General features: G+C 65.4%; 22 protein-coding genes, 2 tRNA genes and 1 riboswitch. Of the genes, 13 read left to right on the top strand and 11 right to left on the bottom strand.

The window, feature by feature from the left end; all coding sequences use genetic code 11:
• Positions 1 to 140 precede the first annotated feature (140 nt).
• The gene (locus VB777_RS06075; RefSeq protein WP_323247705.1) at positions 141 to 614 is read left to right on the top strand and encodes an MAPEG family protein; all 474 of its coding nucleotides are present in this window, start codon (positions 141 to 143) and stop codon (positions 612 to 614) included.
• A gap of 27 nt (positions 615 to 641) precedes the next feature.
• Here the strand turns inward: VB777_RS06075 and VB777_RS06070 are convergent, their stop codons facing one another.
• A complete protein-coding gene (locus VB777_RS06070; RefSeq protein ID WP_197156390.1) occupies positions 642 to 1,556 on the bottom strand; it encodes an SPFH domain-containing protein in 915 nt (304 codons plus the stop codon).
• Positions 1,557 to 1,614: 58 nt separating this feature from the next.
• On the opposite strand from VB777_RS06070, the gene VB777_RS06065 reads away from it, so the two are divergent.
• Positions 1,615 to 2,034: an NfeD family protein gene (locus tag VB777_RS06065; RefSeq protein WP_323247703.1), complete on the top strand. Its 420-nt coding sequence runs from the start codon at positions 1,615 to 1,617 to the stop codon at positions 2,032 to 2,034.
• Between the two features lie 13 nt (positions 2,035 to 2,047).
• Here the strand turns inward: VB777_RS06065 and VB777_RS06060 are convergent, their stop codons facing one another.
• From VB777_RS06060 to ebsA, 3 genes are all read right to left on the bottom strand, one after another.
• Positions 2,048 to 2,560: a DNA recombination-mediator protein A gene (locus tag VB777_RS06060; RefSeq protein ID WP_323247701.1), complete on the bottom strand. Its 513-nt coding sequence runs from the start codon at positions 2,558 to 2,560 to the stop codon at positions 2,048 to 2,050.
• Positions 2,561 to 2,625: 65 nt separating this feature from the next.
• Positions 2,626 to 3,702, bottom strand: coding sequence for a phosphotransacetylase family protein (locus VB777_RS06055; RefSeq protein ID WP_323247699.1), 1,077 nt, complete (start codon positions 3,700 to 3,702; stop codon positions 2,626 to 2,628).
• Between the two features lie 50 nt (positions 3,703 to 3,752).
• Entirely contained in the window at positions 3,753 to 4,133 is a 381-nt protein-coding gene (ebsA, locus tag VB777_RS06050; RefSeq protein WP_323247697.1) for a type IV pilus biogenesis protein EbsA, read from the bottom strand.
• A gap of 67 nt (positions 4,134 to 4,200) precedes the next feature.
• On the opposite strand from ebsA, the gene VB777_RS06045 reads away from it, so the two are divergent.
• Positions 4,201 to 4,980: an NAD-dependent epimerase/dehydratase family protein gene (locus VB777_RS06045; RefSeq protein ID WP_323247695.1), complete on the top strand. Its 780-nt coding sequence runs from the start codon at positions 4,201 to 4,203 to the stop codon at positions 4,978 to 4,980.
• 10 nt (positions 4,981 to 4,990) lie between these two features.
• On the opposite strand, the gene map is transcribed toward VB777_RS06045, so the two are convergent.
• Positions 4,991 to 5,845: a type I methionyl aminopeptidase gene (map, locus tag VB777_RS06040; protein ID WP_197156378.1), complete on the bottom strand. Its 855-nt coding sequence runs from the start codon at positions 5,843 to 5,845 to the stop codon at positions 4,991 to 4,993.
• Positions 5,846 to 5,910: 65 nt separating this feature from the next.
• Here map and VB777_RS06035 point away from each other — a divergent pair, with 65 nt between their 5' ends.
• The 5 genes from VB777_RS06035 to gltX all read left to right on the top strand — a co-directional run bounded on the left by VB777_RS06035 (position 5,911) and on the right by gltX (position 9,410).
• Complete coding sequence (locus tag VB777_RS06035; RefSeq protein WP_197156376.1) at positions 5,911 to 6,264, top strand: peptidase; 354 nt, start codon at positions 5,911 to 5,913, stop codon at positions 6,262 to 6,264.
• 270 nt (positions 6,265 to 6,534) lie between these two features.
• Positions 6,535 to 6,951 (top strand): 50S ribosomal protein L19, encoded by a 417-nt coding sequence (rplS, locus tag VB777_RS06030; RefSeq protein WP_197159339.1) that lies wholly within the window; start codon positions 6,535 to 6,537, stop codon positions 6,949 to 6,951.
• Between the two features lie 34 nt (positions 6,952 to 6,985).
• A tRNA-Trp gene (locus VB777_RS06025) sits at positions 6,986 to 7,058 on the top strand.
• A gap of 732 nt (positions 7,059 to 7,790) precedes the next feature.
• Positions 7,791 to 7,864: transfer RNA gene (locus tag VB777_RS06020), tRNA-Asp, on the top strand.
• 28 nt (positions 7,865 to 7,892) lie between these two features.
• Positions 7,893 to 9,410 (top strand): glutamate--tRNA ligase, encoded by a 1,518-nt coding sequence (gltX, locus tag VB777_RS06015; RefSeq protein ID WP_323247692.1) that lies wholly within the window; start codon positions 7,893 to 7,895, stop codon positions 9,408 to 9,410.
• A 27-nt stretch (positions 9,411 to 9,437) separates the two neighbouring features.
• Here gltX and VB777_RS06010 read toward each other — a convergent pair whose 3' ends face one another.
• Both VB777_RS06010 and VB777_RS06005 read right to left on the bottom strand, forming a co-directional pair.
• On the bottom strand, positions 9,438 to 10,718 hold the full coding sequence (locus VB777_RS06010) for a cation:proton antiporter (protein WP_323247690.1): 1,281 nt from the start codon (positions 10,716 to 10,718) through the stop codon (positions 9,438 to 9,440).
• 21 nt (positions 10,719 to 10,739) lie between these two features.
• Positions 10,740 to 10,982, bottom strand: a complete 243-nt coding sequence (locus VB777_RS06005) for a hypothetical protein (RefSeq protein WP_323247688.1) — start codon at positions 10,980 to 10,982, stop codon at positions 10,740 to 10,742.
• 111 nt (positions 10,983 to 11,093) lie between these two features.
• Between VB777_RS06005 and polA the strand changes: the two genes are divergently transcribed.
• Positions 11,094 to 14,189 (top strand): DNA polymerase I, encoded by a 3,096-nt coding sequence (polA, locus tag VB777_RS06000; protein ID WP_323247686.1) that lies wholly within the window; start codon positions 11,094 to 11,096, stop codon positions 14,187 to 14,189.
• A 49-nt stretch (positions 14,190 to 14,238) separates the two neighbouring features.
• Here the strand turns inward: polA and VB777_RS05995 are convergent, their stop codons facing one another.
• The 4 genes from VB777_RS05995 to VB777_RS05980 form a co-directional block, all read right to left on the bottom strand.
• Positions 14,239 to 14,985: a hypothetical protein gene (locus VB777_RS05995; RefSeq protein ID WP_323247684.1), complete on the bottom strand. Its 747-nt coding sequence runs from the start codon at positions 14,983 to 14,985 to the stop codon at positions 14,239 to 14,241.
• A 70-nt stretch (positions 14,986 to 15,055) separates the two neighbouring features.
• Positions 15,056 to 16,297 (bottom strand): type III glutamate--ammonia ligase, encoded by a 1,242-nt coding sequence (gene glnT, locus VB777_RS05990; RefSeq protein ID WP_197170456.1) that lies wholly within the window; start codon positions 16,295 to 16,297, stop codon positions 15,056 to 15,058.
• Between the two features lie 63 nt (positions 16,298 to 16,360).
• A complete protein-coding gene (locus VB777_RS05985) occupies positions 16,361 to 17,401 on the bottom strand; it encodes an alpha/beta fold hydrolase (RefSeq protein ID WP_323247682.1) in 1,041 nt (346 codons plus the stop codon).
• The gene (locus tag VB777_RS05980; protein WP_323247680.1) at positions 17,398 to 18,450 is read right to left on the bottom strand and encodes a fatty acid desaturase; all 1,053 of its coding nucleotides are present in this window, start codon (positions 18,448 to 18,450) and stop codon (positions 17,398 to 17,400) included. The genes VB777_RS05985 and VB777_RS05980 overlap by 4 nt, the downstream gene beginning before the upstream one ends.
• 84 nt (positions 18,451 to 18,534) lie before the next feature.
• Here VB777_RS05980 and VB777_RS05975 point away from each other — a divergent pair, with 84 nt between their 5' ends.
• From VB777_RS05975 to VB777_RS05960, 4 genes are all read left to right on the top strand, one after another.
• Positions 18,535 to 19,107 (top strand): rhomboid family intramembrane serine protease, encoded by a 573-nt coding sequence (locus VB777_RS05975; RefSeq protein ID WP_197156359.1) that lies wholly within the window; start codon positions 18,535 to 18,537, stop codon positions 19,105 to 19,107.
• Positions 19,108 to 19,236: 129 nt separating this feature from the next.
• Positions 19,237 to 20,376, top strand: a complete 1,140-nt coding sequence (locus VB777_RS05970) for a DUF4912 domain-containing protein (RefSeq protein ID WP_416238313.1) — start codon at positions 19,237 to 19,239, stop codon at positions 20,374 to 20,376.
• A 411-nt stretch (positions 20,377 to 20,787) separates the two neighbouring features.
• Positions 20,788 to 20,915: riboswitch (guanidine-I (ykkC/yxkD leader) on the top strand.
• Positions 20,916 to 21,006: 91 nt separating this feature from the next.
• Entirely contained in the window at positions 21,007 to 22,149 is a 1,143-nt protein-coding gene (gene speB / locus VB777_RS05965; RefSeq protein WP_231598335.1) for an agmatinase, read from the top strand.
• Between the two features lie 3 nt (positions 22,150 to 22,152).
• Complete coding sequence (locus VB777_RS05960) at positions 22,153 to 22,620, top strand: hydrogenase maturation nickel metallochaperone HypA (protein ID WP_323247678.1); 468 nt, start codon at positions 22,153 to 22,155, stop codon at positions 22,618 to 22,620.
• The last annotated feature ends 41 nt before the right edge of the window (positions 22,621 to 22,661 follow it).

Raw genomic sequence — 22,661 nt, 5'->3', positions numbered from 1 at the left:
GGCCATTCAGCCCGGGAACGCCTGACTCCGAGCCCAGTGTTCACGGGCGCTGCGCCCAGAGGTCAGACTCAAGTCATGGCGACCTCGGGACTTTTTCAGCAGGCTCTTAGAACGGCTTTCGTTTCTCAGGCCCTCAACTGATGCCGCCCTTCGCGCTTGCCCTGCTGCTTCCTCCGCTTTCGGCTGCCGAGCCGGGGTCCGCCTTCGCCTGGTCGCTGGTGCTGGCGGGTGCCGTGGTGATCGCCAGCCTGATTCCCCTGGGCGCCGGCCGCAGCCAGGCCGATTTCAGCCTGGCGGATCTCTCGGCGCCGCGGGCGATGTTCGAGCGGTTGCCGGCCTGGGGGAAGCGGGCCCAGTGGGCCCATCAGAACAGCTTTGAGGCCTTCGGCCTGCATGCGCCGGCCTGCCTGCTCTGCCTGATCCACGCCCCGTCGGTACAGGCGGCCGTCCCCTGGATCGCCCTGGCGGCCTGGCTGCATCCGGCTGCGCGCTTGCTCTACATCGGCGCCTACCTCGCCGATCTGCCGCCCCTGCGCAGCCTCTGCTGGATCAGCGGCCTGCTCTGCACCGCGCTGCTGTATCTGGCCGGCCTCCAGGGGGTGCTGGCCGGCTGATCGGGCGGGAGTCCGCCCCATGGGTGATCAGCTCTTGTGATCTTGCAGGCCCTTGAGGGCGGCGAGCAGGGAGGCGGGGCTCTGGGGATCCACCATCAACACCGAGCCGCCTTCGGCCCGGGCCATTTCCTGCCCCATGGCCATCCAATCCTTGGCCAGCAGCAGCCGCAGGCTTTCGGCTGCGGCGGGATGGGTCTCGATCACCCGGGCCAGTTCCATGGCTGCTGCGGCCCGGGCCGCAGCCAGCACTTTCTGCTGATTCGCCTGGGCTTCGGCCTCCATCACCAGCGCCGTCTTCTTCGCTTCGGCGTCGAGCACGAGGGCATCGGCGCGGCCCTTGGCGCCGTTGAGCTGGGCTTCTCGCTCCCCCTCGGAGCGCAGGATCGCCGCCCGCTTTTCCCGCTCGGCGGTCATCTGTTTCTCCATCGCCTGCTGCACCCCCTGGGAGGGCACGATGTCGCGCATCTCGACCCGGGTCACCTTGACGCCCCAGGGATCGGTGGCGGTATCGAGTTCCTTGAGCAGCGCCTCGTTCACCTCCTGGCGGGTGGTGAAGGTCTGGTCGAGGTCGAGCTTGCCCATCTCAGCGCGGATCTGGGTCAGCACCAGGTTGACCATGGCCGCCTGGAGGTTGTCGACGCCGTAGTAGGCGCGGGCATGCTCCAGCAGTTGCCAATACACCACCGCATCCACCTCGATCGAGACGTTGTCGCGGGTGATGCACTGCTGCGGCGGGATGTCCAGCACCCGCTCCTTGAGCGATTCGTGGCTCACCACCTTCTCCACCATCGGCATCACGAAGGAGAGTCCCGGCGTGAGCTGGCGGTCGTACTTGCCCAGGCGTTCCACCAGCATCGAGCGGCCGCCGCTGGTGATCTTGACGCTGCTGATCCCGAGGACCGCCAGCAGGGCCATGGCGGGAAGGGAGAGCAAGGCTTCCATCGAGTCGCTGCCGCAGTGGCTCCAACCTAGGCAGGATGAGAGCAGCGACAACCCGCCCTTGGCCTCTCTGATCTGGCTTGCCATTGCCGGCGGCCTGCTGTTGCTGGAGCTGGTCGGCGCCGAATTCGACGGTTGGCTGGTGGGGGCCGTGGTGGCCCTGCTCCTCTCGATCATCACCGCCCTGGTGCCCCTGGCTCCTGCCTTGCAGGGCCTGCTGGCTGCGGTTCTGGCCGGAGCTGGATACACTCTGCTATGGCGGTGGTCGCACCAGCGGCGTAGGCGGGCCCTGCCACAACAGGCGGGGCAGGAGACTGCCGAGGTGATCACTGGCTTTGACCGGCAGGGCCAGGGGCGGGTGCGCTGGAACGGTCAGAGCTGGGCAGCTGAGAGCCTCGAGCCGGAGCGGCTTCTTGAGGCGGGCCAACAGGTGACCGTGATGGGCCGCGAGGGCAATCGGCTGCAGATCCTGCCGCGCTGAACCGGAAAGCTCCTCAGTCGAAGAACAACAGGCTCACCACCTTGCCCATGTCCTCGGCGACCCGGCAGCTGGCCAGCAGGGTTTCGCTGTCGTGGAAGGCGTAGCAGATCAGCTGATCGCAGCGGGTGATGATGTCCTGGTTGCAGAGACTGCTCGCCATCGGCAGGGGCAGCTCATCGTGCTCGGGCTTCTCGATCAGGTGCAGCACCCGATCCAGTTGCTCGCGTGATTCGACGGGCTGGCGATCGAGACTCTGGGGCAGCAGCACCGTGAGGCGGGAAGCATCCACCTCCAGCACGCTACGGATCACGGCGGCGTTGACACCCTGGGCTCCAGAGGTGATGAGGTTGTGACCCTCCTGGGCCAGGGAGCGGGCTACCACCTCCACCAGGTGCACCGAGACCACAGGCACATGGCGGCTGCCGAGGATGGCGATACGCCGCTTGCTGCGGTCCTGGAGCATGGCCAGCTCCTGGGCCAGCGTGTCGATCCGGTCCATGGCCGGCAGATCAAGGGACCGGGTCACCAGGTGCTAATCGCCGCAGTGGTTGGGGTGAAACTAGCAGCGTTCCGGAGGGTTCCGGGATCCGGCTACAACGCCGCTGGCAATTGCAGTCGCTCGAACAGCTGGCTGAAATCGCAGTGCTCTTCCACGAGGCGCACGGCATAGGTGGCCTTGACGGACTCATGCAACCGCACATGTCCGAACGCCCGCTCGATCACTTCCACGGTGGTGAGGGTGTCATGCTCTACCTTGAGCAGAGGCACCTCCAGTTCCTCGGCACGGTTGATCAGCTGCGGCAGGGGATCTCCGGCCCCGGTCAAGATGAGGCACTGGGTGCTGGCCTCCAGCGCCGCCAGCTGGATGTCGGTGCGGTCTGCCCCTGTCACCACGGCCATATTGCGGCGACGCCGAAAGAATTCCATGGCGGAATTCACGTTCATCGCTCCGATCGAGAGTGTTTCCACCAGCAGGTCGAGGCGATCGCGGCAGCAGAGCACGTCGGCTTCCAGGCGCCGGCCCAGCTCCTCCACGGTGACGCTGCGCAGCAGCGGACTGCGCGGCATCACCCCGTAGACCGGCATGCCCAGACGCTCCAGGGCCGGTTGTACGTCTTCGCGGACCCGCGCCACCGCCTCCAGGGACACGGCGTTCAGCACAACGCCGGCCAAGCGCTCGCCGAGCAGCTCCCTGGCCTGCAGCAGCGGATCGACGCTGCTGCTGTCGGTCCAGAGATGCACAAGCACCACGGAAGCATCAAGCCCTTCCGCAAGCTGGGGCAGGCTCAGGCCGTACAGCATCCCTTCGCTCAGGCTGCCGGCGGCCTCCAGAAGGGCCAGGCCGTCTCCGAATCCGATCAGGGTCTGGTGCAGCTGCTCCAGGGCCGGATCACTGGAGAGATCGCCGCGCATCAGCCGGTCGCGGGCATTGTCCGGATCGAGTACAGCCAGCGATGGCAGCAGATGGTCGTCGTCGAGGTGCAGGGTTTGGGCAATGAAGCGGACGTCGGCATCGATCCCCGTGGCTCCCGGTTCGGGGGTGGTGGCCAGGGGCTTGCCGAAGCGGATGACCGCCCCCAGGTGCAGCAGCTGCCTGGCCAGCCCCAGAACCACGGCCGATTTGCCGCTGAAGGGTTCACAGGAGCCGATCAGCAGGGGGGTGGGCATGAAATGGCCTCGCTGACCAGAGGATTGGTGGTCAATTTAGTCATCGTGCTTCAGGCGGTTCCTGACGGAGTGCCCTGCCCGATCAGCAGCCAGCGCCAGAAATTGGCCGGCAGCACTTCACCCTCCCGTTCCATCAGCAACGACAGCAGCTGATGGGTGGGGATGTTGAAGGAGTAGGTGATCGGCTGCCCATCGGGACTGAATTGCTCAGTGAATGTGAGTGTGCAGCGGGCCAGTTCCAGAGGGGCAGGCTCCGCCTGCCAGCGGAGCACGAAGGGATGGGTGCCGCCGCCGCGCAGAGGCCGCTTGCCTTGAAATTGCCCCAGTGCCAGCTGTCGCAGTGCCTCCTCGATCAGTGACTGACGCCCGAGTCCGCCGCAGTAGGGGGCGAACAACGGCAGAAGTGCTGCGTCCAGCAGGGGGGTGGGCATCAGCCTTGAAGGGATCCGATCGTGCTGCGATCCATGCTGGCGCGAAATCCCTGCCCCGCGCCAGACCATGAGTGGCCCGTCTGCCGACCTTCCGCTCCGCAGCCGCCCCACGGTGGCCATCACCGGCGCCAGCGGCGCCCTCGGGAAGGCCCTGCTGAAGGCCTGGCACTGCCGCGGCGCCGAACTGGTGGCCCTGACCCACGGCACCACGATGCTGAAGCTCCAGGACGAGGCCGGCGAGGCGATTCCCTTACGTCAGGTCACCTGGCAGGTGGGGCAGGAGGAGGAACTGAGTCCAGTGCTGGAGAGCGTGGATGTGCTCGTGCTCAATCATGGTGTGAATCTCTACGGTGCCCGTGACAGTGCCGCAGTCGCCACCTCTCTGGAGGTCAATGCCCTGAGCAGCTGGCGTCTGCTGGAGCTGTTTGCCCAGGTTGCCGAGCGGCGCAGCGCGGTGGAACGGCAGGGGCGACACCGCCCCGAGGTGTGGCTCAACACCTCGGAAGCGGAGATCCAGCCGGCCCTCAGCCCTCTCTACGAGATCAGCAAGCGCCTTCTCGGGCAGGTGCTCAGCCTGCGGGCCCTGGATCTGGCCGGCAAGCCAGGCTCAGGTCTGCGGCTGCGCCGCCTGGTTCTCGGGCCGTTCCGCTCGGCCCTCAATCCGATCGGGCTGATGAGCAGCGACTTTGTCGCCCGGGAGATCCTGCGCCAGGCGGACTGGGATCTGGGGCTAATCATTGTGACGCCCAATCCTCTGACCTATGTCCAGATGCCGTTGACGACCTTGAGCCGCTGGCTGTACTTCAGGTTGTTCAGTGGTCGCTCAGGGGCCCGAGCGCAGCCCTGAACGACCTGCTTCAGAAGTCGCGGTCGGTGAGAATCTCACAGCCGTCGCTGGTCACCACGATGGTGTGCTCCCACTGGGCTGAGAGGCTCCCGTCCACGGTCACCACCGTCCAGCGGTCGCGCAGGGTGCGGCAATCCTTGCTGCCGGCATTGAGGATCGGCTCCACCGCCAGGGTCATGCCCGCCCGCAGCTTCATGTTGGGCAGATCGCGGGTGCGGTAGTTGAACACCGAGGGCTCCTCGTGCAGGTTGCGCCCGACGCCATGGCCGGTGTAGTCCTCCACCACCGCATAGCCATGCGCTTCGACGTGATCCTGCACGGCACCGGCGATGTCCAGCAGGGTGTTGCCGGCCTTGATGCGCGCCAGCCCCTGCATCAACGATTCCTGCGCAACGCGGGACAGGCGCTCGGCTGCTTCGCTGACTCCCTCACCGACGCAGATGGTGACGCAGCTGTCGCCGTGGTAGCCGTCGAAGTAGGCACCGGTGTCCACCTTGACCAGGTCGCCGGGCTTGATCACCCGCTTGGGGCTGGGGATGCCATGCACCACCTCGTTGTTGATGCTGGCGCAGATGCTGGCTGGAAAGCCGTGGTAGCCCTTGAAGCTGGGCACCGCCCCCATGGCACGGATGCGGGTCTCGGCATGGCGGTCGAGATCGGTGGTGGTCATACCCGGCTCCACCAGCTCGATGATCTCGCGCAGCACCGTGGCCACGATGCGGCTGGCCTTGCGCATGGTCTCCACCTCGCGCGCCGATTTGATCTCAACCCCGCGGCGACTCTTCTGAATCCGAGGCCCGGTCTGGGTGACCCCATTGGTGGTGGCGGCCGTGGTGCTGGCCAGCAGATCGGCGAACAGATTCATCGGGCCATGCACGAGGCGTGGTTGCAAGTTATCAATGGCGGGGATGTCACTGCCGTGGAGTAACGATGGCGGGAAGGAACCCGGCGGCCCCACGCCCCTCCCTGGTGGTGCGTCTGCGCCAGTGGCACGGCAGCCTGGCCCCGGTCGTGCTGGCGCCACTGCTGCTCACGGTGGCCAGTGGGGTGGCCTACCGCGTCCTGCGCGACTGGGCCGGCTGGGATCGGGATCGGGCTCACCTGCTGATGGTGCTGCACGAGGGCGAATGGCTGCGCCAGTGGTTCGGTCCCCATGGTGAAACCGTTTACGTGGTGCTGAATGGCCTGGGGCTGGTCTCGATGCTGCTCAGTGGTTCGGCCATGGCCTTCCAGCGCCTGCGGCGCCAATGGCAGAAGCTGCGTCAGGGCGTTGCTCAGGGCTGATGCCAGGGGGGGAGGCCCGAGGCCGACACGTGAGAAGGTAATCTCCTTGTTTGGCCAGGTGTCGCGGAGCTGGATGGCTCCCGCTACGGCACCCTTTGAATCGCAGGCTCCGGACTGCCATTCAGAGGACTCGCGGTTTCAGGCTGCGAGAGTGCCCCACGGACCTTCCGCCATCCCCCAACCTCCGGACCACCCCCGAACACCGACCAGCCCGTGACTGAGACCGCAGTGACAGAGACCGCAGAGAACCAGGCTGAAGCGACAGCCGACGTGGCGGAAACCAGCGCCGTGGCCACCCCCGCTGCCGCGGCTGGCGCCTCCACCGGCCGGCTCAGCCCCCAGGATCTGATCCGCGCCTTTGAGGCTGAGCAGCTCAAGAGCGATCTCCCCGACATCTATGTGGGCGACACTGTCAAGGTGGGCGTCCGCATCCGCGAGGGCAACAAGGAGCGTGTCCAGCCCTACGAGGGGGTTGTGATCGCGAAGCGCCACGGTGGCCTCAACTCCACGATCACCGTGCGCCGGATCTTCCAGGGCGTCGGTGTGGAGCGGGTCTTTATGCTCCACAGCCCCCAGGTCGCCTCCATCAAGGTGGAGCGCCGCGGTAAGGTTCGTCGTGCGAAGCTGTTCTATCTGCGAGACCGGGTGGGCAAGGCCACCCGTGTGAAGCAGCGCTTCGATCGCTGAGGTTCAGCCCTCGTTTCAACGGGGACATCGCCTTGCGCCGTTAGTTCAGTTGGTAGAACGCAGGTCTCCAAAACCTGATGTCGGGGGTTCAAGTCCTCCACGGCGCGTTCGATGTCCCCCCCCATGCCGTTTCGTCATCCAGAACATGGAGTTGGATCTACAGCCCGGCGATGTGGTGAAGGTGCTTGAGTCAGCTGCCCTCGGCTGGGTTCGTGCTCGTGTGATCCGTGTCAAGTCGGGTGGCCGTGTGGTTGTCCAGAGTGATCAAGGTCGTGAATTCACAGCCCGTGGTAATCAGGTGCGCCTGATTGAGCCGGCCGGTTTCAGGCCCTGACCGAGCCAAGCCTTGATGGTGGTGTAGAGATGTAGCTTGGTTGAAAGTTGTGAGTCTTCACGGCATTCGCCTTGATTCTTTCTGATCATCACTTTCAAACTTCATCTTCTTCTCGCCTTCAGGATTTCTGCTGCTGAGGTTGTCATCCTTCCTCAGCCATGCCGCCATGGCCGATTCCTCACGGACTCGGTCTTTTGGCGGTTTTGTTGTGCTGGTTGGATGGCCGTGGACCACGCCCGATCTTTCCCTTTCCAGGTCTCCGCACGGGTGCCGCCAGGCCTGATCCGCGGCCGGTTTGGCTGCCGGCCTGCGGCGCTGCAATCGGTTGACGAATGGACGGGTGAACGCCGATACTCATTGGGTCGGAGGGCGGTAACGTCCTCCGCCACGGCCACCGCGTTCAGGTTTGATCTTCGGGTTTCAATCCAAAGGACTTTGATCCAGCGGATCTCTTCGAAGATTGTTGCTGTTGTAGGTTGCCACTGGTCGTGCTTCTGGCCCGGCTGGGACTGTAGTTCAATCGGTTAGAGCACCGCCCTGTCACGGCGGAAGTTGCGGGTTCGAGCCCCGTCAGTCCCGTTTTTGATTCATCCGGAGATCGCCGAAGGTGACGGTACGGGTTCGTCTGGCTCCCAGTCCTACCGGCACGCTGCACATCGGCACTGCGCGGACAGCCGTGTTCAACTGGCTCTTCGCCCGGCGCCAAGGTGGCCAGTTTCTGCTGCGCATCGAGGACACTGACAAGGAGCGCAGCCGGCAGGAGTACACCGACAACATCCTGGAGGGCCTGGCCTGGCTGGGTCTGGACTGGGACGGGGAGCCGGTGATTCAGAGCACCCGTCTGGCGGAGCATCGGATGGCGATCGAGCAGTTGCTGGCCAGCGGCCATGCCTATCGCTGCTACGCCACCGAGGCCGAGCTGACGGCGATGCGGGAGCAGCAGGCGGCGGCCAGCAAGGCCCCCCGCTACGACAATCGCCACCGCGATCTCAGCCCCGAACAGGAGGCGGCCTTCATTGCCGAAGGCCGGGAGGCGGTGATCCGCTTCCGCATCGATGACGATGCCACGATCAGCTGGACGGATCTGGTGCGCGGTCCGATGCGCTGGGCCGGCAGTGACCTCGGCGGAGACATGGTGGTCGCCCGCAGGGCCCCGTCCGATCGGATCGGGGACCCGCTCTACAACCTGGTGGTGGTGGTAGACGATGCCGCCATGGCGATCACCCACGTGATCCGCGGCGAAGACCACATCGCCAACACGGCCAAGCAGCTGCTGCTTTACGACGCCCTGGGGTTGCCCCAGCCGGTCTTCGCCCACACGCCGCTGATCCTCAACAAGGAGGGCCGCAAGCTCTCCAAGCGCGATGGTGTCACCTCGATCAGCGACTTCCGCGGCATGGGGTATGACGCTGTCGCCCTCGCCAATTACATGACCCTGCTGGGCTGGTCGCCGCCGGAAGGCATGGGGGAACGGTTCACCCTCAGCGAAGCTGCCGCCGTGTTCGATTTCGAGCGCGTCAACAAAGCTGGCGCCCGCTTTGACTGGGACAAGCTGAACTGGCTGAACGGCCAGATCCTGCATGCCCTGCCTCCCAGCGAACTGAGAGAGCAGCTCCTGCCGCTCTGGGCCGAGCAAGGCTGGATTCCATCTGCCCAGATCAAGGCTGATCCGATCCAGTCGTCAGACCCGATCGAGTCAGATCCAATCAAGCCAGCACAGATTGCAGCGTCACAGAGTCAATCCTGGCAACAGGCGCTTTGCGAGTTGATCGGCCCCTCCCTCACCTTGCTCGCCGATGGTGTGGACCAAGCCAAACCCTTCTTCGAGCGGCCGGAGCTGGATCCAGCTGCGCGCGACCAGATCGGCTCCGCCCCAGCCCAGGCAGCCTTGGCTGCCCTGCTGGAGTCGCTGCGCGGCCATGGTGTCGAGGCCCCGCTGGAGGCGGAGCAGGCCCAGCAGCTGCTGGGCGCTGCCTGCAAGGCGGCCGATGTCAAGAAGGGAGTCCTGATGAAAAGTCTGCGGGCTGCCCTCTTGGGCAGCCTCCAGGGCCCAGACCTGCTCAGCACCTGGTTGCTGCTGCACCATGACGGCGAGGTTCTTCAGCGCATCGAGCGCTGCCTGTGAGGCCCACGGCCATCCGCTGAGCCCCGATCAGCTAGCTGGCCACCTGATGGAACCTTCTTCACCCCCTGAGCAGGGGTTGCATCGCCTGGCCTCAGGGCAGTCGGCCTCGGGATCGACGGGACTGATCAGCTGCAGCCGTTGGGCCAGCAGCCGGGCACTGAGTCCCTGCAGCCCGACGGTCATCAGGATCGTGAGGAAGACCAACCCCTGCAGCCGGCCTGCCCCAACCACACCCGCCTCCTCGAGACGAATGGCGAACAGGCTGGCCACGGCTGCGGTGACGATCCCTCGTGGTGCCAGCCAGCTGAGCAGGGTGCGCTGGGGCAGGGTGTACCCCATGCCCCAGGTGGCCAGGCCAATCGCCACCGGACGCACCACCACCATCAGGGCCAGCACGCAGGCCACCCCGCCCCAGCCGAGCGGGCTCAGCTCCGCCCAGCTGACATCGGCCGCCAGCAGCGGAAACAGCATCGTGATCGCCAACTGGGCCAGCTGACGAATCAGCCCGTCGAGTTCCTCCGCATTGGTATCGGGGCGGCGCCCCACCACCACTCCAGCCGCTACAGCAGCCGGCAGGCCCGATTCAGGCAACCAGTGTTCACAGGAGGAATACATCAGGAACAGCACCCCCAGGGTGAGCTGCAGCCGCAGGCCGGCCCGGGAGCTGGAGGGCAGGCGCCTCAGGGCTTCAGCCAGCAGGGCTCCACACACCAGGCCCACCACCAGCCCCACCCCGAGGCGCAGCAGCAGACCGGTGGCCACGGATCGCCAGCCCTGCAGATCGCCCAGCACCAGCTCGAGCAGGAGCAGCGCCAGCACCGCACCGATCGGTTCGAGCACCAGCCCCTCACCCTCCAGCACCTCCCCCAGGGGGGGCATCAGGCCGATCTGCCGCACCAGCGGGGTGACCACCGTGGGCCCGGTGGCCAAAACGATGGCGCTGAAGACACTGGCCAGTTGCCAGCTCAGGCCAGCCAGCCAATGGGCCGCCAGCAGGCCTCCCACCAGGGCCAGCACCAGACGCACCAGCACGATGCGCACCACGAGCCACTTGAGGGCATCGCCGGGCAGACGCAGGTTGATGCCGCCGTCGAAGAGCACCAGGCTCACCAGCAGGCCCACCACGGTCTCGAGGCCGATTCCCAGATCGAGCGGTTCGACCAATCCCAGCCCCGAGCGGCCGATCAGCAGGCCTGCAGAGAGCAGCAATACAACCCCCGGCAGACCGGTGAGCAGGGCGAGGGTCTGGGCCACGGCTCCGGAGAACACCGTGATGCCCCACAGCAAAGTCAGCTTCTCCGGAGTCATGCGGGAAGCCTCCGGTGGAGCTCAGTCATCCACCGATCCGAACTGGGGCTCGATCCGGATGCCGATCACAGCACTGGGGCGCACCACCAGGTATTCACCCTCCAGATCCCTGATCGGCACATTCACAAAGGCTTCCGGTGCGGATGCGGTGAGAACTTCGCCGTACCATTGCTGAAAGGCCTCCAGCGTGGCGAAGTGGATGACTTCGCGTTGGCCGCCGATAAGTAACAGATGAATGTCATAGCGGCGGGCGGTGCGGGCCATGGCGGCAAGTCGCAGCTGCGGTTCGGACCCAGGATGCCGCAAAGGACCGGGAAGGGCTTGCCCTCCTCTGGCAGGCTGGAGTGATCTGCAGGGTCCGACCGGCATGGCGGCATGGCATCGTTGATCGAGAAGGGCCATCCCGCTGCATCGCAGCCGTGCGCGACCGACGAGGTTGTCTCCCCTCCCGGTAGCAAGAGGCCACTTCTGCTGTTGGTGGATGGCCATTCCCTCGCTTTCCGCAGTTTCTATGCCTTCGCCAAGGGAGGTGACGGCGGCTTGGCGACCAAGGCCGGCGTGCCCACCAGCGTGACCTACGGCTTTCTCAAGGCTCTTCTTGACAACGCCCGTGGTCTGTCGCCCCAAGGGGTGGTGATTGCCTTTGACACGGCCGGCCCCACCTTTCGTCATGAGGCGGATGAGGCCTACAAGGCCCACCGGGATGAAGCCCCGGAGCACTTTTTCGAAGACCTGGCCAACCTGCAGGACATCCTCGCGGGCCCGCTCGACCTCCCCATCTGCATGGCCCCGGGGTTCGAGGCCGATGACGTGCTCGGCACCCTGGCCAATCGCGGGGCGGATGCTGGCTGGCGTGTGCGCATCCTTTCGGGCGATCGCGATCTGTTCCAACTGGTGGATGACCAGCGGGATATCGCCGTGCTGTACATGGGCGGCGGTCCTTACGTGAAGAATTCGGGTCCTGTGGAGATCCGCCGCGAGGGTGTGATCGCCAAGCTCGGTGTGCCGCCGGAGGAGGTAGTGGATCTCAAGGCTCTCACCGGCGACAGCTCCGACAACATTCCCGGCGTGAAGGGCGTGGGTCCCAAGACGGCGATCACCCTGCTCCGCGAGAACGGTGATCTCGATGGCGTCTATGCAGCCCTTGAAGCGCTTGAGGGCGCCAAAGCCAGCAAGGGCGCGATCAAGGGGGCTTTGAAGGGCAAGCTCAGCGCCGACAAGGAGAACGCCTATCGCTCCCGCATGTTGGCGGAGATCCTTGTGGACATTCCCTTGCCCAGGGAGCCGCGCCTGCGGCTGGGTCAGGTGAATGGGGAGGATTTGGCCGGTGCCCTTGAGGAGTTGGAGCTGTTCAGCCTGATGCGCCAGGCCCCCAGTTTCAGCCTCGTTTTCTCGGCCGATGCACCGAACCCTGCTTCGGTGGCGGAGGAAGCCACGGCCGCGACAACGGCCTCCGGGGCAATGGCTGCCGTTGCAGCGGTCACCCCCGCGGCCGAGGTCAGTTCATCCCCGGCCGCGACCACTGGGGCTGGGGTGACTTCGGGTGCTGGGGAGGAAACAACCGCCCCGCCAGCTCTCAAGCCCGAGCTGATTCACAGCAACGAGCAGCTGGAGAGGCTGATCGTCCGGCTGATGGCTGCCACGGATTCTTCGGCCCCCATCGCCCTTGATACCGAAACCACCAGCCTCAATCCCTTCCAGGCTGAACTGGTGGGGATCGGGTTCTGCTGGGGGAATGGCCTGGAGGATGTCGCTTACATCCCGATCGGCCACGAGCCTCCGGATCCTGCGGCGCTGCAGGAGGCTTCACCGCTCCCCATGACCCAGCTGCCACTGGATCAGGTGCTCAGGGCTCTGGCTCCCTGGCTTGCCAGTGCCCAGCATCCCAAGACCCTGCAGAACGCCAAATACGACCGGCTGGTGTTGCTGCGGCACGGCCTGCCTCTGGCCGGGGTGGTGATGGACACGCTCTTGGCGGATTACCTCCGCGATGCCAATGCCAAACACGGTCTCGAGGCCCTGGCCCAGCGCAACTTCGGCTTCAACCCAATCGGATTTTCGGCGCTGGTGCCGAAAGGTGCCACTTTCGCCGCGGTGCCGATCGAGGCAGCTGCCTCCTACTGCGGCATGGATGTGCACCTGACCTGGAGGCTCACCGGGCTGCTGAAGCAGCAGCTGAGCGAGCTCGGGGAGGCTCTGCCCACGCTGTTGGAACAGGTGGAGCTCCCGCTGGAACCTGTGCTGGCGCTGATGGAAGCCACAGGCATCCGCATTGACAGCACCTATCTGAGCAGCCTGAGTCAGGAGCTCGCCGACGCTCTGGCCAGCCTGGAGCAGCGAGCGAAGCAAGCCGCAGGCGTTGAGTTCAACCTCGCGTCACCCAAACAGCTGGGTGAGCTGCTGTTCGACACCCTGGGTCTTGACCGCAAGAAATCCCGGAGGACCAAAACCGGCTGGAGCACCGACGCAGCCGTTCTGGAAAAGCTGGAAGATGCCCATCCGGTCGTACCGCTTGTGCTGGAGCACCGCACCCTCAGCAAGCTCAAGAGCACCTACGTGGATGCTCTCCCGGCCCTGGTTGAGCCTGAAACCGGTCGGGTACATACGGATTTCAACCAGGCCGTGACCGCCACCGGGCGGCTCTCGAGCAGCAATCCCAACCTGCAGAACATCCCGATCCGCACCGAGTTCAGTCGCCGGATTCGCAAGGCGTTTCTGCCCCAGGAGGGCTGGCAGCTGATCAGCGCCGATTACTCCCAGATCGAGCTGCGCATCCTCACCCACCTCTCGGGCGAGGAGGTGCTGCTGCAGGCCTACCGCAGTGGCGACGATGTGCATGCCCTCACCGCCAGGTTGCTGCTCGAGAAGGAGGAGGTCACTCCTGAAGAGCGCCGCCTCGGCAAGACGATCAACTTCGGGGTGATCTACGGCATGGGTGCCCAGCGCTTCGCGCGCGAGACCGGCGTCAGCCAGGCCGTCGCCAAGGAGTTCCTGAGCAAGTACAAGCAGCGCTACCCGAAGGTGTTCGCCTTCCTGGAGTTGCAGGAACGGCTGGCTCTCTCCCGTGGCTATGTGGAAACGATCCTGGGCCGCCGACGGCCCTTCGCCTTTGATCCCCATGGGCTGGGGCGCTTGCTCGGCAAGGATCCGCTTTCGATCGACCTCGCGGTGGCCCATCGTGGCGGTCTGGAAGCCCAGCAGTTGCGGGCGGCTGCCAACGCACCGATTCAGGGCTCTTCGGCAGACATCATCAAGCTGGCGATGATTCAGTTGCAGAGAGAGCTGCAGAGCCGCTCCCTGGCGGCTCGGCTTCTGCTGCAGGTTCACGATGAACTGGTGCTCGAAAGTGCCCCGGAGGCGGTGGAGGAGGTGCTGGCACTGACCCGTCGCACAATGGAAGGGGCCGTGAGGCTCTCGGTTCCGCTGAGGGTGGAGACCGGTGTGGGACCCAACTGGATGGAGGCGAAGTAGGGCCAATGCCCGTGCTTCGCTCGCATGTCTGGGTTGACGTGAGCGTTGCTCAGGGTGCCGCTGGTTTTGGTGCTGAGGTTTTGGGGGGCGCCGCTTTCGGTGCTGCCGGCTGCGGTGTGGAGGTTTTCGGGGCAGCAGTCTTCGGCACCGCAGGCTTCGGGGTCGTCGTCTGCGGTGCTGCTGACCTGGGGGCCGCATTGTCCGTCCCGGCTGACTGGCCAGCCGGGGGCGGGGTGGCTGGGGTTGAGGCCGGGGTGACGTTGGCGCAGAGGTTGGCCATCATTTCGTCCTCACCGCCCAGGGTGGTGGATTCGCCGCGGGAGAAGGGCAGCCGCCAGGTCTCCCAGGGGCTCTCACCCACCCGGCGGGTAAGTTTGAGGGTGTCACAATGAACGGCCACGCTGCCGGTCACAGGCGGGTCGCCGCACGAAACGCCCGTAGTGCGCACATTGCCCTCGGCCAGCCGCCAGCCGGCCCAGTCGTAGCGGCAGGCGCCAAAGACACGCCAGCGGGGTGCCTTGAGACTGCGGATTTTCTCCAGCAGTGCCTTTTCGCGGGCTCCAGGTGCCTCGCCGTTGTCTGAGGCGGGGGCTGGTTCAGTGGCGGCGGGAGCCGGCGCAGCGGCACCACCACCCGGTTGGGCCTCCACCGCTGCAACGCCTCCCGGCTGCAGAGCCAGTTCCAGGGGCAGCAGCAGCGCCAGCAGCGGAACAGCCCCCAGACGCCAGGTCTGAAGGCGGGGTGGTGCGGGATCAGCTCCGGAGGGAGTGGCTGTGTGTGGGGTCGTCGTCGCCATGGGCCTCAGGCCTGCATTGCCTTGGTCTCAAGCCTGAAGCATGGCGGCCCTGCTTGCCAACCGGAACGGATCAGGCCGGTTGCAGGGCCTCGTACGCCGTGCAGAACGCTTCACCGAGCGCCTCACGCAGGATCCTGTCCTGCCGGAAGGCATCACGGGCTTCGGCCAGGCTGGATGGCAGGCGTGCCGCCTGATCGGCGGACGGTGGGGTGGCATCGGTGTCGGCATCGCTGCGCGGGCCGGGATCGAGCTGGCGCGCGATGCCATCCAGGCCGGCGGCCAGCGCCCCGGCCTGCAGCAGATATGGATTGGCGGCACCATCGGGCAGGCGCAGCTCCAGCCGTTGATCGTCTGGAATCCGCACCATGTGGGTGCGGTTGTTGCCGCCGTAGCTGATCCAGCCCGGCGACCAGTTGGAGCCGGAGGCGGTGTTGGTGCGGGCCAGCCGCCGATAGCTGGCAGAGATGGGATTGGTGAGGGCGCAGAGGGCGGGCGCATGGGCCAGCAACCCGCCCAGAAAGTGATACGCCAGCTTCGACAGGCCCAGGGGCCCCGCACCATCGTGGAACAGGTTGCGACCCTGATCGTCCCAGAGGGAGCAATGGAGATGGGCACCGTTGCCGGTGAGCTCGGCGACCGGCTTGGGGGCGAAGCTCACCCAGCGGCCGTAGCGCTCCGCCACCGCCTGGGCCATCACTCGGAAGAAGGCGTGGCGGTCCGCCGTGATCAGGGCATCGGCGAAGGTCCAGTTGATCTCGAACTGACCGTTGGCATCTTCGTGGTCGGCCTGGTACGGGCCCCAGCCCAGGGTTTCCATGCCATCGAGCAGTTCACTGATCAGCGGATAGTTGCGCATCAGGGCAAGTTGGTCGTAGCAGGGTTTGCTCTGCTGATCGTGGCGATCGGCGATCACTCCCCGTTCCGGGTCGAGCAGGAAGAACTCAGGTTCCACGCCGGTGCGGAAATGCAGACCCTGGGCCGCCGCCCGTTCCAGCTGGCGCTGCAGCACCCGCCGTGGCGATTGCTCCAGCGGGATTCCCTCCACCACCAGATCGGTGGCGACCCAGGCCACAGTCGGCTGCCAGGGCAGCACCATCAAGCTGGCCGGATCCGGGATGGCCAGCACATCCGGATCGGCCGGGCTCATGTGCAGCCAGGCGGCAAAGCCCGCGAAGCCGGCACCGCTGTCGGCCATCGCCGCCGCCGCCGTGGCCGGCACCAGCTTGGCCCGTTGCACCCCGAACAGATCGCAGAAGGAGAACAGGACATGACGCAGGTTGTGGTCGGCGGCGTAGCGAGCCAGGTCGGTCATGCGGGGGCTCAACGGTGAAGGGGTGGGTCGAAGTCGGGGTGAGTGGAGAAAGGCGAACGGGGATCAGTCGTTCGTCAGCGCGTCGGCGAGCAGCGTGTCCAGTGCCGCTCGGATCACGGCCTGCACCTCCGGAGCATCGCGCGGGTTTCCGGCCCGGTGGCCCAGCACCGACTCGATCCGGCGGAACTGCGCCCCGGGGATCAGGCGGGCCTCGGCGGCACAGTCGTCCGGCGTGAAATAGAGGTCGTGACTGCCGGCCATCACCAGGGTGTCGGCCGTGATCCGGCCCAGGGCTGCCGCGAGATCATCGCCGCAACCTGCCGCGGCGGCCACGTCGTTGGCCAGCCACACATCCAGCATGGTGAGCAGGTCGTGGGGATCGTGGCGCCGGTAGGCCGGCAACCAGGCCTGCTCCACGTACTCCTCCACGCTGGCGTAGCCCTGCCGCCGGTAGGGCTCCGACCGGTAGAAGGGTTGGCTGGCGGCCCAGCTGGCGTAGATCAGCGCAAAGGTGCGGAGCCCAGCCTCTGGAGCCCCCTCAAAGCCCGTGCCGTTCCAGCAGGGATCAGCGGTGAGAGCCTGGCGCAGGCTGAGCAGGAAGAGACGATTGTGGGGGGTGGTGCGGGCTGTGCCACAGAGACAGCAGAGGCGCTGAGCCCGCTGCGGTTCGAGCACTCCCCAGTGATAGGCCTGCTGGGCCCCCATCGACCAGCCGTAGACCAGGGCCGGTCGCTCCACCTTGAACACCTCTTCCAGCAACCGCACCTGGGCCCGCAGGTTGTCGCGGTGATCCAGCAACCAGCCGTTCTCCGGCAAGCCGAGGTCGCTGTTGCTGGGACTGCTCGACACGCCGTTGCCGAACTGGTTCACCAGCACGATGCACCAGTGCTCGGGGTCAAGGATCGGTCCCACCACCCAGTCGATGTCGTCTGGCCGGGCTCCGTAGGAACTGGGATAGAGCACCAGATTGGAGCGATCAGCGGCCAGGGTTCCGTAGACCCGGTAGCGCAGCTGGGCCTGGGGAAGGATGCGGCCGCAGGCCAGCGAAACATCACCGAGCTTGAAGGTTTGATCGAGGTTGCTGCCCGGGTCGCCGCTGCTCACAGGGCCAGAGCCGCCAGGTTGCCCAGGAAGCCGCGATGCACCGCCAGATAACCCGGGGAGCAATGGACCAGTTGGGGGGCCAGCTGGTCGTGGGCCTGGGGCAGGGCGTGGAAAGGAAGGGAAGGGTAGAGATGGTGTTCCGTATGGAACGGCATGTTCCACATCAGCCAGCGCAGCGGCGCCAGGGTGAGGGTGGTGCGGGTATTGCGCAACCCATCACCGCTGGTGCTGCAGCCCCCGTGTTCGGCGAGGAGCACAAACCGCAGCAGCGGCTGGCCCACAGCCAGGGGCAGGAGCCAGTCGAACAGCAGCAGCGGCCTACCCAGCGGAATCGAGACCAACAGAACAGCGGCGTAGACCGCAAATTGGAGGCGCACCGAACGGGCGACCGCGGCGGTGGCCTCCGGGGGGATGTAGGGGGCGCCTGCGAAGTCGCCCCGGAGCGCGCGCCAATGGCCCTGAATCTTGCCGAGCCACCAGGGCAGTCCGCTCAGCTCCAGCAGGTAGGCCGGCAGGGTGCTCGGTGGTGCGTCCTCCAGCTCCGGATCCAGCCCGATCTGGTGGGTGAAGCGGTGGTGCCACTGGTGATAGCGGCGGTAGAAATCAGCGTTGTAGAAGCTCAGAACGCCCATCCACCAGGCCACCGTATCGTTGATCGAACGGCTGGCGAAGGCGGTGCGATGGCCGCATTCATGCATGGCGCAGAAGCCGAAGGCCAGGGCCCAGCCCAGCAGCAGCACCCCTACCAGCTTCACCACCAGAAGCAGCGGTGGCGAAGCAGCGGGGATCAGGGCGGTTGGTGTGATCCACAGCGCCGCGCCCAGCCCCAGCAGGGTGAGATGGCCGATCAGCTGAGCCCAGCCCTCGTCATCGCGGCGGCGATTGAAGACGGCGAGCTGCTCACTGCTCAGCAGCAACGGCTGATCGCCAGGCTCGGCGGCCATCTCACCAGCGGGGGGGTCGGGGGGCAGGGCCGATGGAGCCATCCCCGGCGTGCTGCCAAGGGTCGGAGATTCGCTCGGGAACGGTTGGCCGGCGCGGGTGGGCACGCTCGAACAGGCAGGCTGAGCCCATCATCGTGTCGACAGGAGAACGGCTGGCGGGTTCAGACTGAACCTCCCATCCTTCTGTGCATGGCCGATAGCCTCTCTCAACGCCTGGATCGGGCCTTGGCCCGGGCTGGAACGACGGCAGTGCTGCCCCTGTTGATTCTGGCGATTCCCTGGACCCAGGAACTGATCGATCAGATCTTCTTCGGCGGAACCTGGAATCTGCCGATGGTGCGCGGTGGATCATTTCTCGGGGTGCTCACCGCCCCCTTCAGCCACAGCGGTTTCGCTCACCTGATCAGCAACTCCGTCTGGTTCCTGCCGCTGTCCTGGCTGGTGCTGGCCAAAAGTCATCGTGATTATCTCGCGGTATGGATCGGCGTCTACCTCACCGCCATCCCGGTGTGGCTATTCTGGCCGATCGGCAGCCACGGATTGTCTGGAGTTGTGTATGGCTTGCTCGGTTATCTTCTCCTGATTGGTGTGCTGGAGCGGCGCCCGCTCTCGATCCTGATCACGTTGGTTGCCTTGGTGGGCTACGGGGGCCTGATCCCGACCCTCCTGCCCTTTCTGACCCCGCCTGGAGTCAGCTGGATCGGTCACGCCTCGGGATTTGCCGGAGGCGTGCTGGCTGCTCTGGCGGTGCACCGGGATTGAGGCGAGCGCCGGTCGTGCGGTGGCTCGTGCTGGGATCGCGATCCCGGATCCGGTGGCGATCTGCTGACAACGCGATCCGAAAACGGCGGGATTCCCCGACGATGGATGTCACAAATCTGAACGAAGCCGATGGAGTCCCTGGGTAAAGCCGTAGCCAATCTCTCCAACCTCACGATTCGACAGCTTCGTCAACTCGCCAGCAGCCTGGGGTTGCCTCGCTACAGCCTTGCCACCAAAGAGGGCTTGGTTCAGGCGATTGGTAAGCGAACCCAGATTCCCTACGGCGAAAGCAGTCCAGAGGCTGGGTCTGCCGCCCCGATGCCTGTCTCCATCTCTGAACCCACCGATGGCGTCAGTCCTGAACCGGTGGTTCCGGTGTCTGTGGAGGCGATGCAGACGCAGGTGGTGTTCTTGCCACGCGATCCCTCCTGGGCCTATTGCTTCTGGACCATCTCCCAGGAGGATCGCGAACGGATGGCCGCCTCAGGCGCCACCAGTCTCTGCCTGCGCGTGGCTGATGTGACAGGTCTCTCCGGCGGCACCGCCCATCCCCATGCCCTTCAGGAAGTGGTGGTCGAGTCCAGGAGCAGCGAGTGGTTCCTGCCGGTGCCGATGCCGGATCGTGATTACCGCGTCGAGCTTGGCGCCCGTCTCTCCGCTGGTGGCTGGCTCTCGTTGGCCTTCTCCTCAGTGGCACGGATGCCTGCCGCGGAACCCAGCATGGAGGTGGCCGATGCTTTTGTCCCCTTCGAGCTCGGGGTTCTGCCAATGGCCGATGCGAGTGTTGAGCCGACCATGCCGGCAGCACCAACGGGCCAGCATGAGCGGTTCTATCAGCAGTCCATGCGCCAGGTGCGTCGTGTGGGATCGGAAATCTTTCAGGACAGCACCGATGATCTCCATGGGGCTGGTCGCGCTGGCCTAACCGATTCCGGTGCCGGACCCTGGGCTAGCGGCCGGCAGGCCTCTGGCGTGGGTGGGGTGATGGCGCGTCAGCGCAGCTTCTGGCTGGTGGCTGACGCCGAACTGATCGTCTATGGCGCCACCGACCCGGCCGCGACGCTCAGCATTGGAGGCGAAACGGTGCCCCTCTCGGCAGATGGCACCTTCCGCCTCCAGGTTCCCTTCCGCGATGGCCAGCAGCTGTACGCGATCGAAGCCGTGGCAGCCGATGGCGAGCAGCGCCGCCACATCACCCTGCAGTTCGAGCGCAACACCCCCGAGGAGCACACCAATCCCAAGGACATGGCTGCTATGGAGTGGTTCTGATTCCGCAGCGTTGCCGCTGATGACAGGATGGATCCACCGCTTCAGCCGGTGACTCCGACCAACAACCCCAGGGCCCTCCATCCGGTCCTGGGGGTTTTTTGCATCCGTTGCACTCCGGTATGGAGAGGGACCTTCCGCCTGGCCCCTCACCGGTTGGCCAGACCTGCGAATGGGGAGCTCCGAGGGGCCAGCGGTCAAGGGGTGGGGCCTTTCCCCCAAGTCGCCTACGGATCGGCCATCAATGGCTGCGTCTCACGCGGAAACCTGTGGAAAAACCCCGGAAAATGGGGGAAAACTGCCCAGAACAGGGGAAAACCCCGATTTCACAGCCTTCGTGATCCTTGACGATCGACACCACTCGGTAGCGAAACGAACCTTGCCGGTCGACGACCTCGGTCACGATGAATCTGCGGAAGATGCCCCTAGGGTTCCGATCCCTTTTCAGGGATGACTGGTCCGAGAGGGGTTCACCGCTGGTGCTGTTGTCCCCTGGGAGAACGCCACCGGCGGCGGCACGGAGGGAGAAAAGCCCGGGAGACCGCAACGCCCAATCACTCCCGTGCCATGACTGATTCCAGTGGCGCCAGCGCTGCCTTTGACCGGAGCTCCGGCGGCAATCCATCTTTGGGCATGCAAGGGCGCCAGGCTCTAGAGAAGGAAGCGGCCCTGCCGCTGACGGGCTGGCAGATGGAAGTGGATCAGGCCCACGCCTGGGGTCTTGAGGCGGCCGAGAGCATCGTCGATCGGCGCATCTCCACCTTCTCGCGCGGTGAGCTGCCCCATTTTGCGGGCATCAATACCTTCATGAAGGCTCCTTACCTGGAGGACGTGCACCGGGTAGGTGAGTTCGATGTGGCGATCGTGGGAGTGCCGCACGACTCGGGCACCACCTACCGCCCCGGAACCCGCTTCGGTCCGCAGGGCATCCGCCGCATCTCGGCCCTCTACACCCCCTACAACTACGAAATGGGGGTGGATCTGCGCGAGTCGATCAAGCTCTGCGACGTGGGTGACATCTTCACCATTCCCGCCAACAACGAGAAAAGCTTCGATCAGATCTCCAAGGGCGTTGCCCACGTCTTTGCCAGTGGCGCCTTCCCGATCATCCTCGGTGGCGACCATTCAATCGGCTTCCCGACCGTGCGTGGTGTCTGCCGCCATCTGGGCGACAAGAAAGTGGGCATCATCCATTTCGATCGCCATGTCGATACGCAGGAGATCGATCTGGATGAGCGGATGCATACCTGCCCCTGGTTTCATGCCACCAACATGGCCAATGCCCCGGCCAAGAACCTGGTGCAGCTCGGTATCGGTGGCTGGCAGGTGCCTCGGGAAGGCGTGAAGGTCTGCCGTGAGCGCGGCACCAATGTGCTCACCGTCACCGACATCACCGAGATGGGGCTCGAGGCGGCGGCCAAGTTTGCGATCGAGCGGGCCACTGACGGCACGGACTGTGTCTACATCTCCTTCGACATTGATTGCATCGATGCCGGCTTCGTGCCCGGCACAGGCTGGCCGGAGCCCGGTGGCTTGCTGCCGCGCGAGGCCCTGAAACTGCTCGAACTGATCGTGCGCAATGTGCCGGTCTGCGGCCTTGAAATCGTTGAAGTCTCCCCTCCCTATGACATCAGCGACATGACCTCCCTGATGGCCACCCGGGTGATCTGCGACACCATGGCTCACCTGGTGGTGAGTGGTCAGTTGCCACGCCGCGAGAAGCCAACCTGGATCTCCCCGGACTGCAACATGCATGTGGATCAGGCCTGGAGGTGAGCCATGCATGAAGTCGATATGACCAAGTGCCTGTTGCTCTCGCTGCAGGAGTGGAAGCTTCAGCACGCTCCCCGCGTTCCTGTGGTGGAGGTGGTGCATCTTCAGGTGGGTGATTTCACCTGCGTCGAGCCGGATGCCCTGAGGTTCACCTATGCCGCGGCGGTTCAGACGACGTGGTTGGCGGGCTCAGAGTTACGGATCGAGCGCATTCCCCTGCAGGCACGCTGTGTGGTCTGCCAGGCCACCTACAGCCCGAATCCGCAGCAGGCCTACCAGTCCCCCTGCTGCAACCACCCGATGGAGGAGATCCTCAGTGGTCGGGAACTGAAGATCCGCTCCATCGATTACGGCTTCCCTGATGCGGCTCATCCAGCCCAATCAGCTCCTGACGGCACGGCCAGCCCAAGCCTGCTGTCAAGCCCTCGGCAACAGGCCGAAGCGATCGTGCCGGAGCCCTGCCCTGTGGCCTGAAGCCTCAGTCCGAGCCCGCCGTCTGCAGAAATCCTCCGCTC

The organism is Synechococcus sp. CCY9202 (assembly GCF_034931685.1).
Classification (GTDB): Bacteria; Cyanobacteriota; Cyanobacteriia; order PCC-6307; family Cyanobiaceae; genus CBW1002.
The sequence above is the reverse complement of the archived record's forward strand: the minus strand, read 5'-3'. Positions and strand labels throughout refer to the sequence as shown.

Coding starts and splice junctions, on each gene's coding strand:
- VB777_RS05970 (WP_416238313.1), top strand. CDS start 19,237: ATGGAGTCCCTGGGTAAAGCCGTAGCCAATCTCTCCAACCTCACGATT.
- glnT (WP_197170456.1), bottom strand. CDS start 16,297: ATGACCGACCTGGCTCGCTACGCCGCCGACCACAACCTGCGTCATGTC.
- VB777_RS06035 (WP_197156376.1), top strand. CDS start 5,911: ATGGCGGGAAGGAACCCGGCGGCCCCACGCCCCTCCCTGGTGGTGCGT.
- VB777_RS06075 (WP_323247705.1), top strand. CDS start 141: ATGCCGCCCTTCGCGCTTGCCCTGCTGCTTCCTCCGCTTTCGGCTGCC.
- VB777_RS05960 (WP_323247678.1), top strand. CDS start 22,153: ATGCATGAAGTCGATATGACCAAGTGCCTGTTGCTCTCGCTGCAGGAG.
- VB777_RS06070 (WP_197156390.1), bottom strand. CDS start 1,556: ATGGAAGCCTTGCTCTCCCTTCCCGCCATGGCCCTGCTGGCGGTCCTC.
- VB777_RS05995 (WP_323247684.1), bottom strand. CDS start 14,985: ATGGCGACGACGACCCCACACACAGCCACTCCCTCCGGAGCTGATCCC.
- VB777_RS05975 (WP_197156359.1), top strand. CDS start 18,535: ATGGCCGATAGCCTCTCTCAACGCCTGGATCGGGCCTTGGCCCGGGCT.
- map (WP_197156378.1), bottom strand. CDS start 5,845: ATGAATCTGTTCGCCGATCTGCTGGCCAGCACCACGGCCGCCACCACC.
- VB777_RS06055 (WP_323247699.1), bottom strand. CDS start 3,702: ATGCCCACCCCCCTGCTGATCGGCTCCTGTGAACCCTTCAGCGGCAAA.
- polA (WP_323247686.1), top strand. CDS start 11,094: ATGGCATCGTTGATCGAGAAGGGCCATCCCGCTGCATCGCAGCCGTGC.
- VB777_RS06010 (WP_323247690.1), bottom strand. CDS start 10,718: ATGACTCCGGAGAAGCTGACTTTGCTGTGGGGCATCACGGTGTTCTCC.
- speB (WP_231598335.1), top strand. CDS start 21,007: ATGCAAGGGCGCCAGGCTCTAGAGAAGGAAGCGGCCCTGCCGCTGACG.
- VB777_RS06045 (WP_323247695.1), top strand. CDS start 4,201: ATGAGTGGCCCGTCTGCCGACCTTCCGCTCCGCAGCCGCCCCACGGTG.
- ebsA (WP_323247697.1), bottom strand. CDS start 4,133: ATGCCCACCCCCCTGCTGGACGCAGCACTTCTGCCGTTGTTCGCCCCC.
- VB777_RS06005 (WP_323247688.1), bottom strand. CDS start 10,982: ATGGCCCGCACCGCCCGCCGCTATGACATTCATCTGTTACTTATCGGC.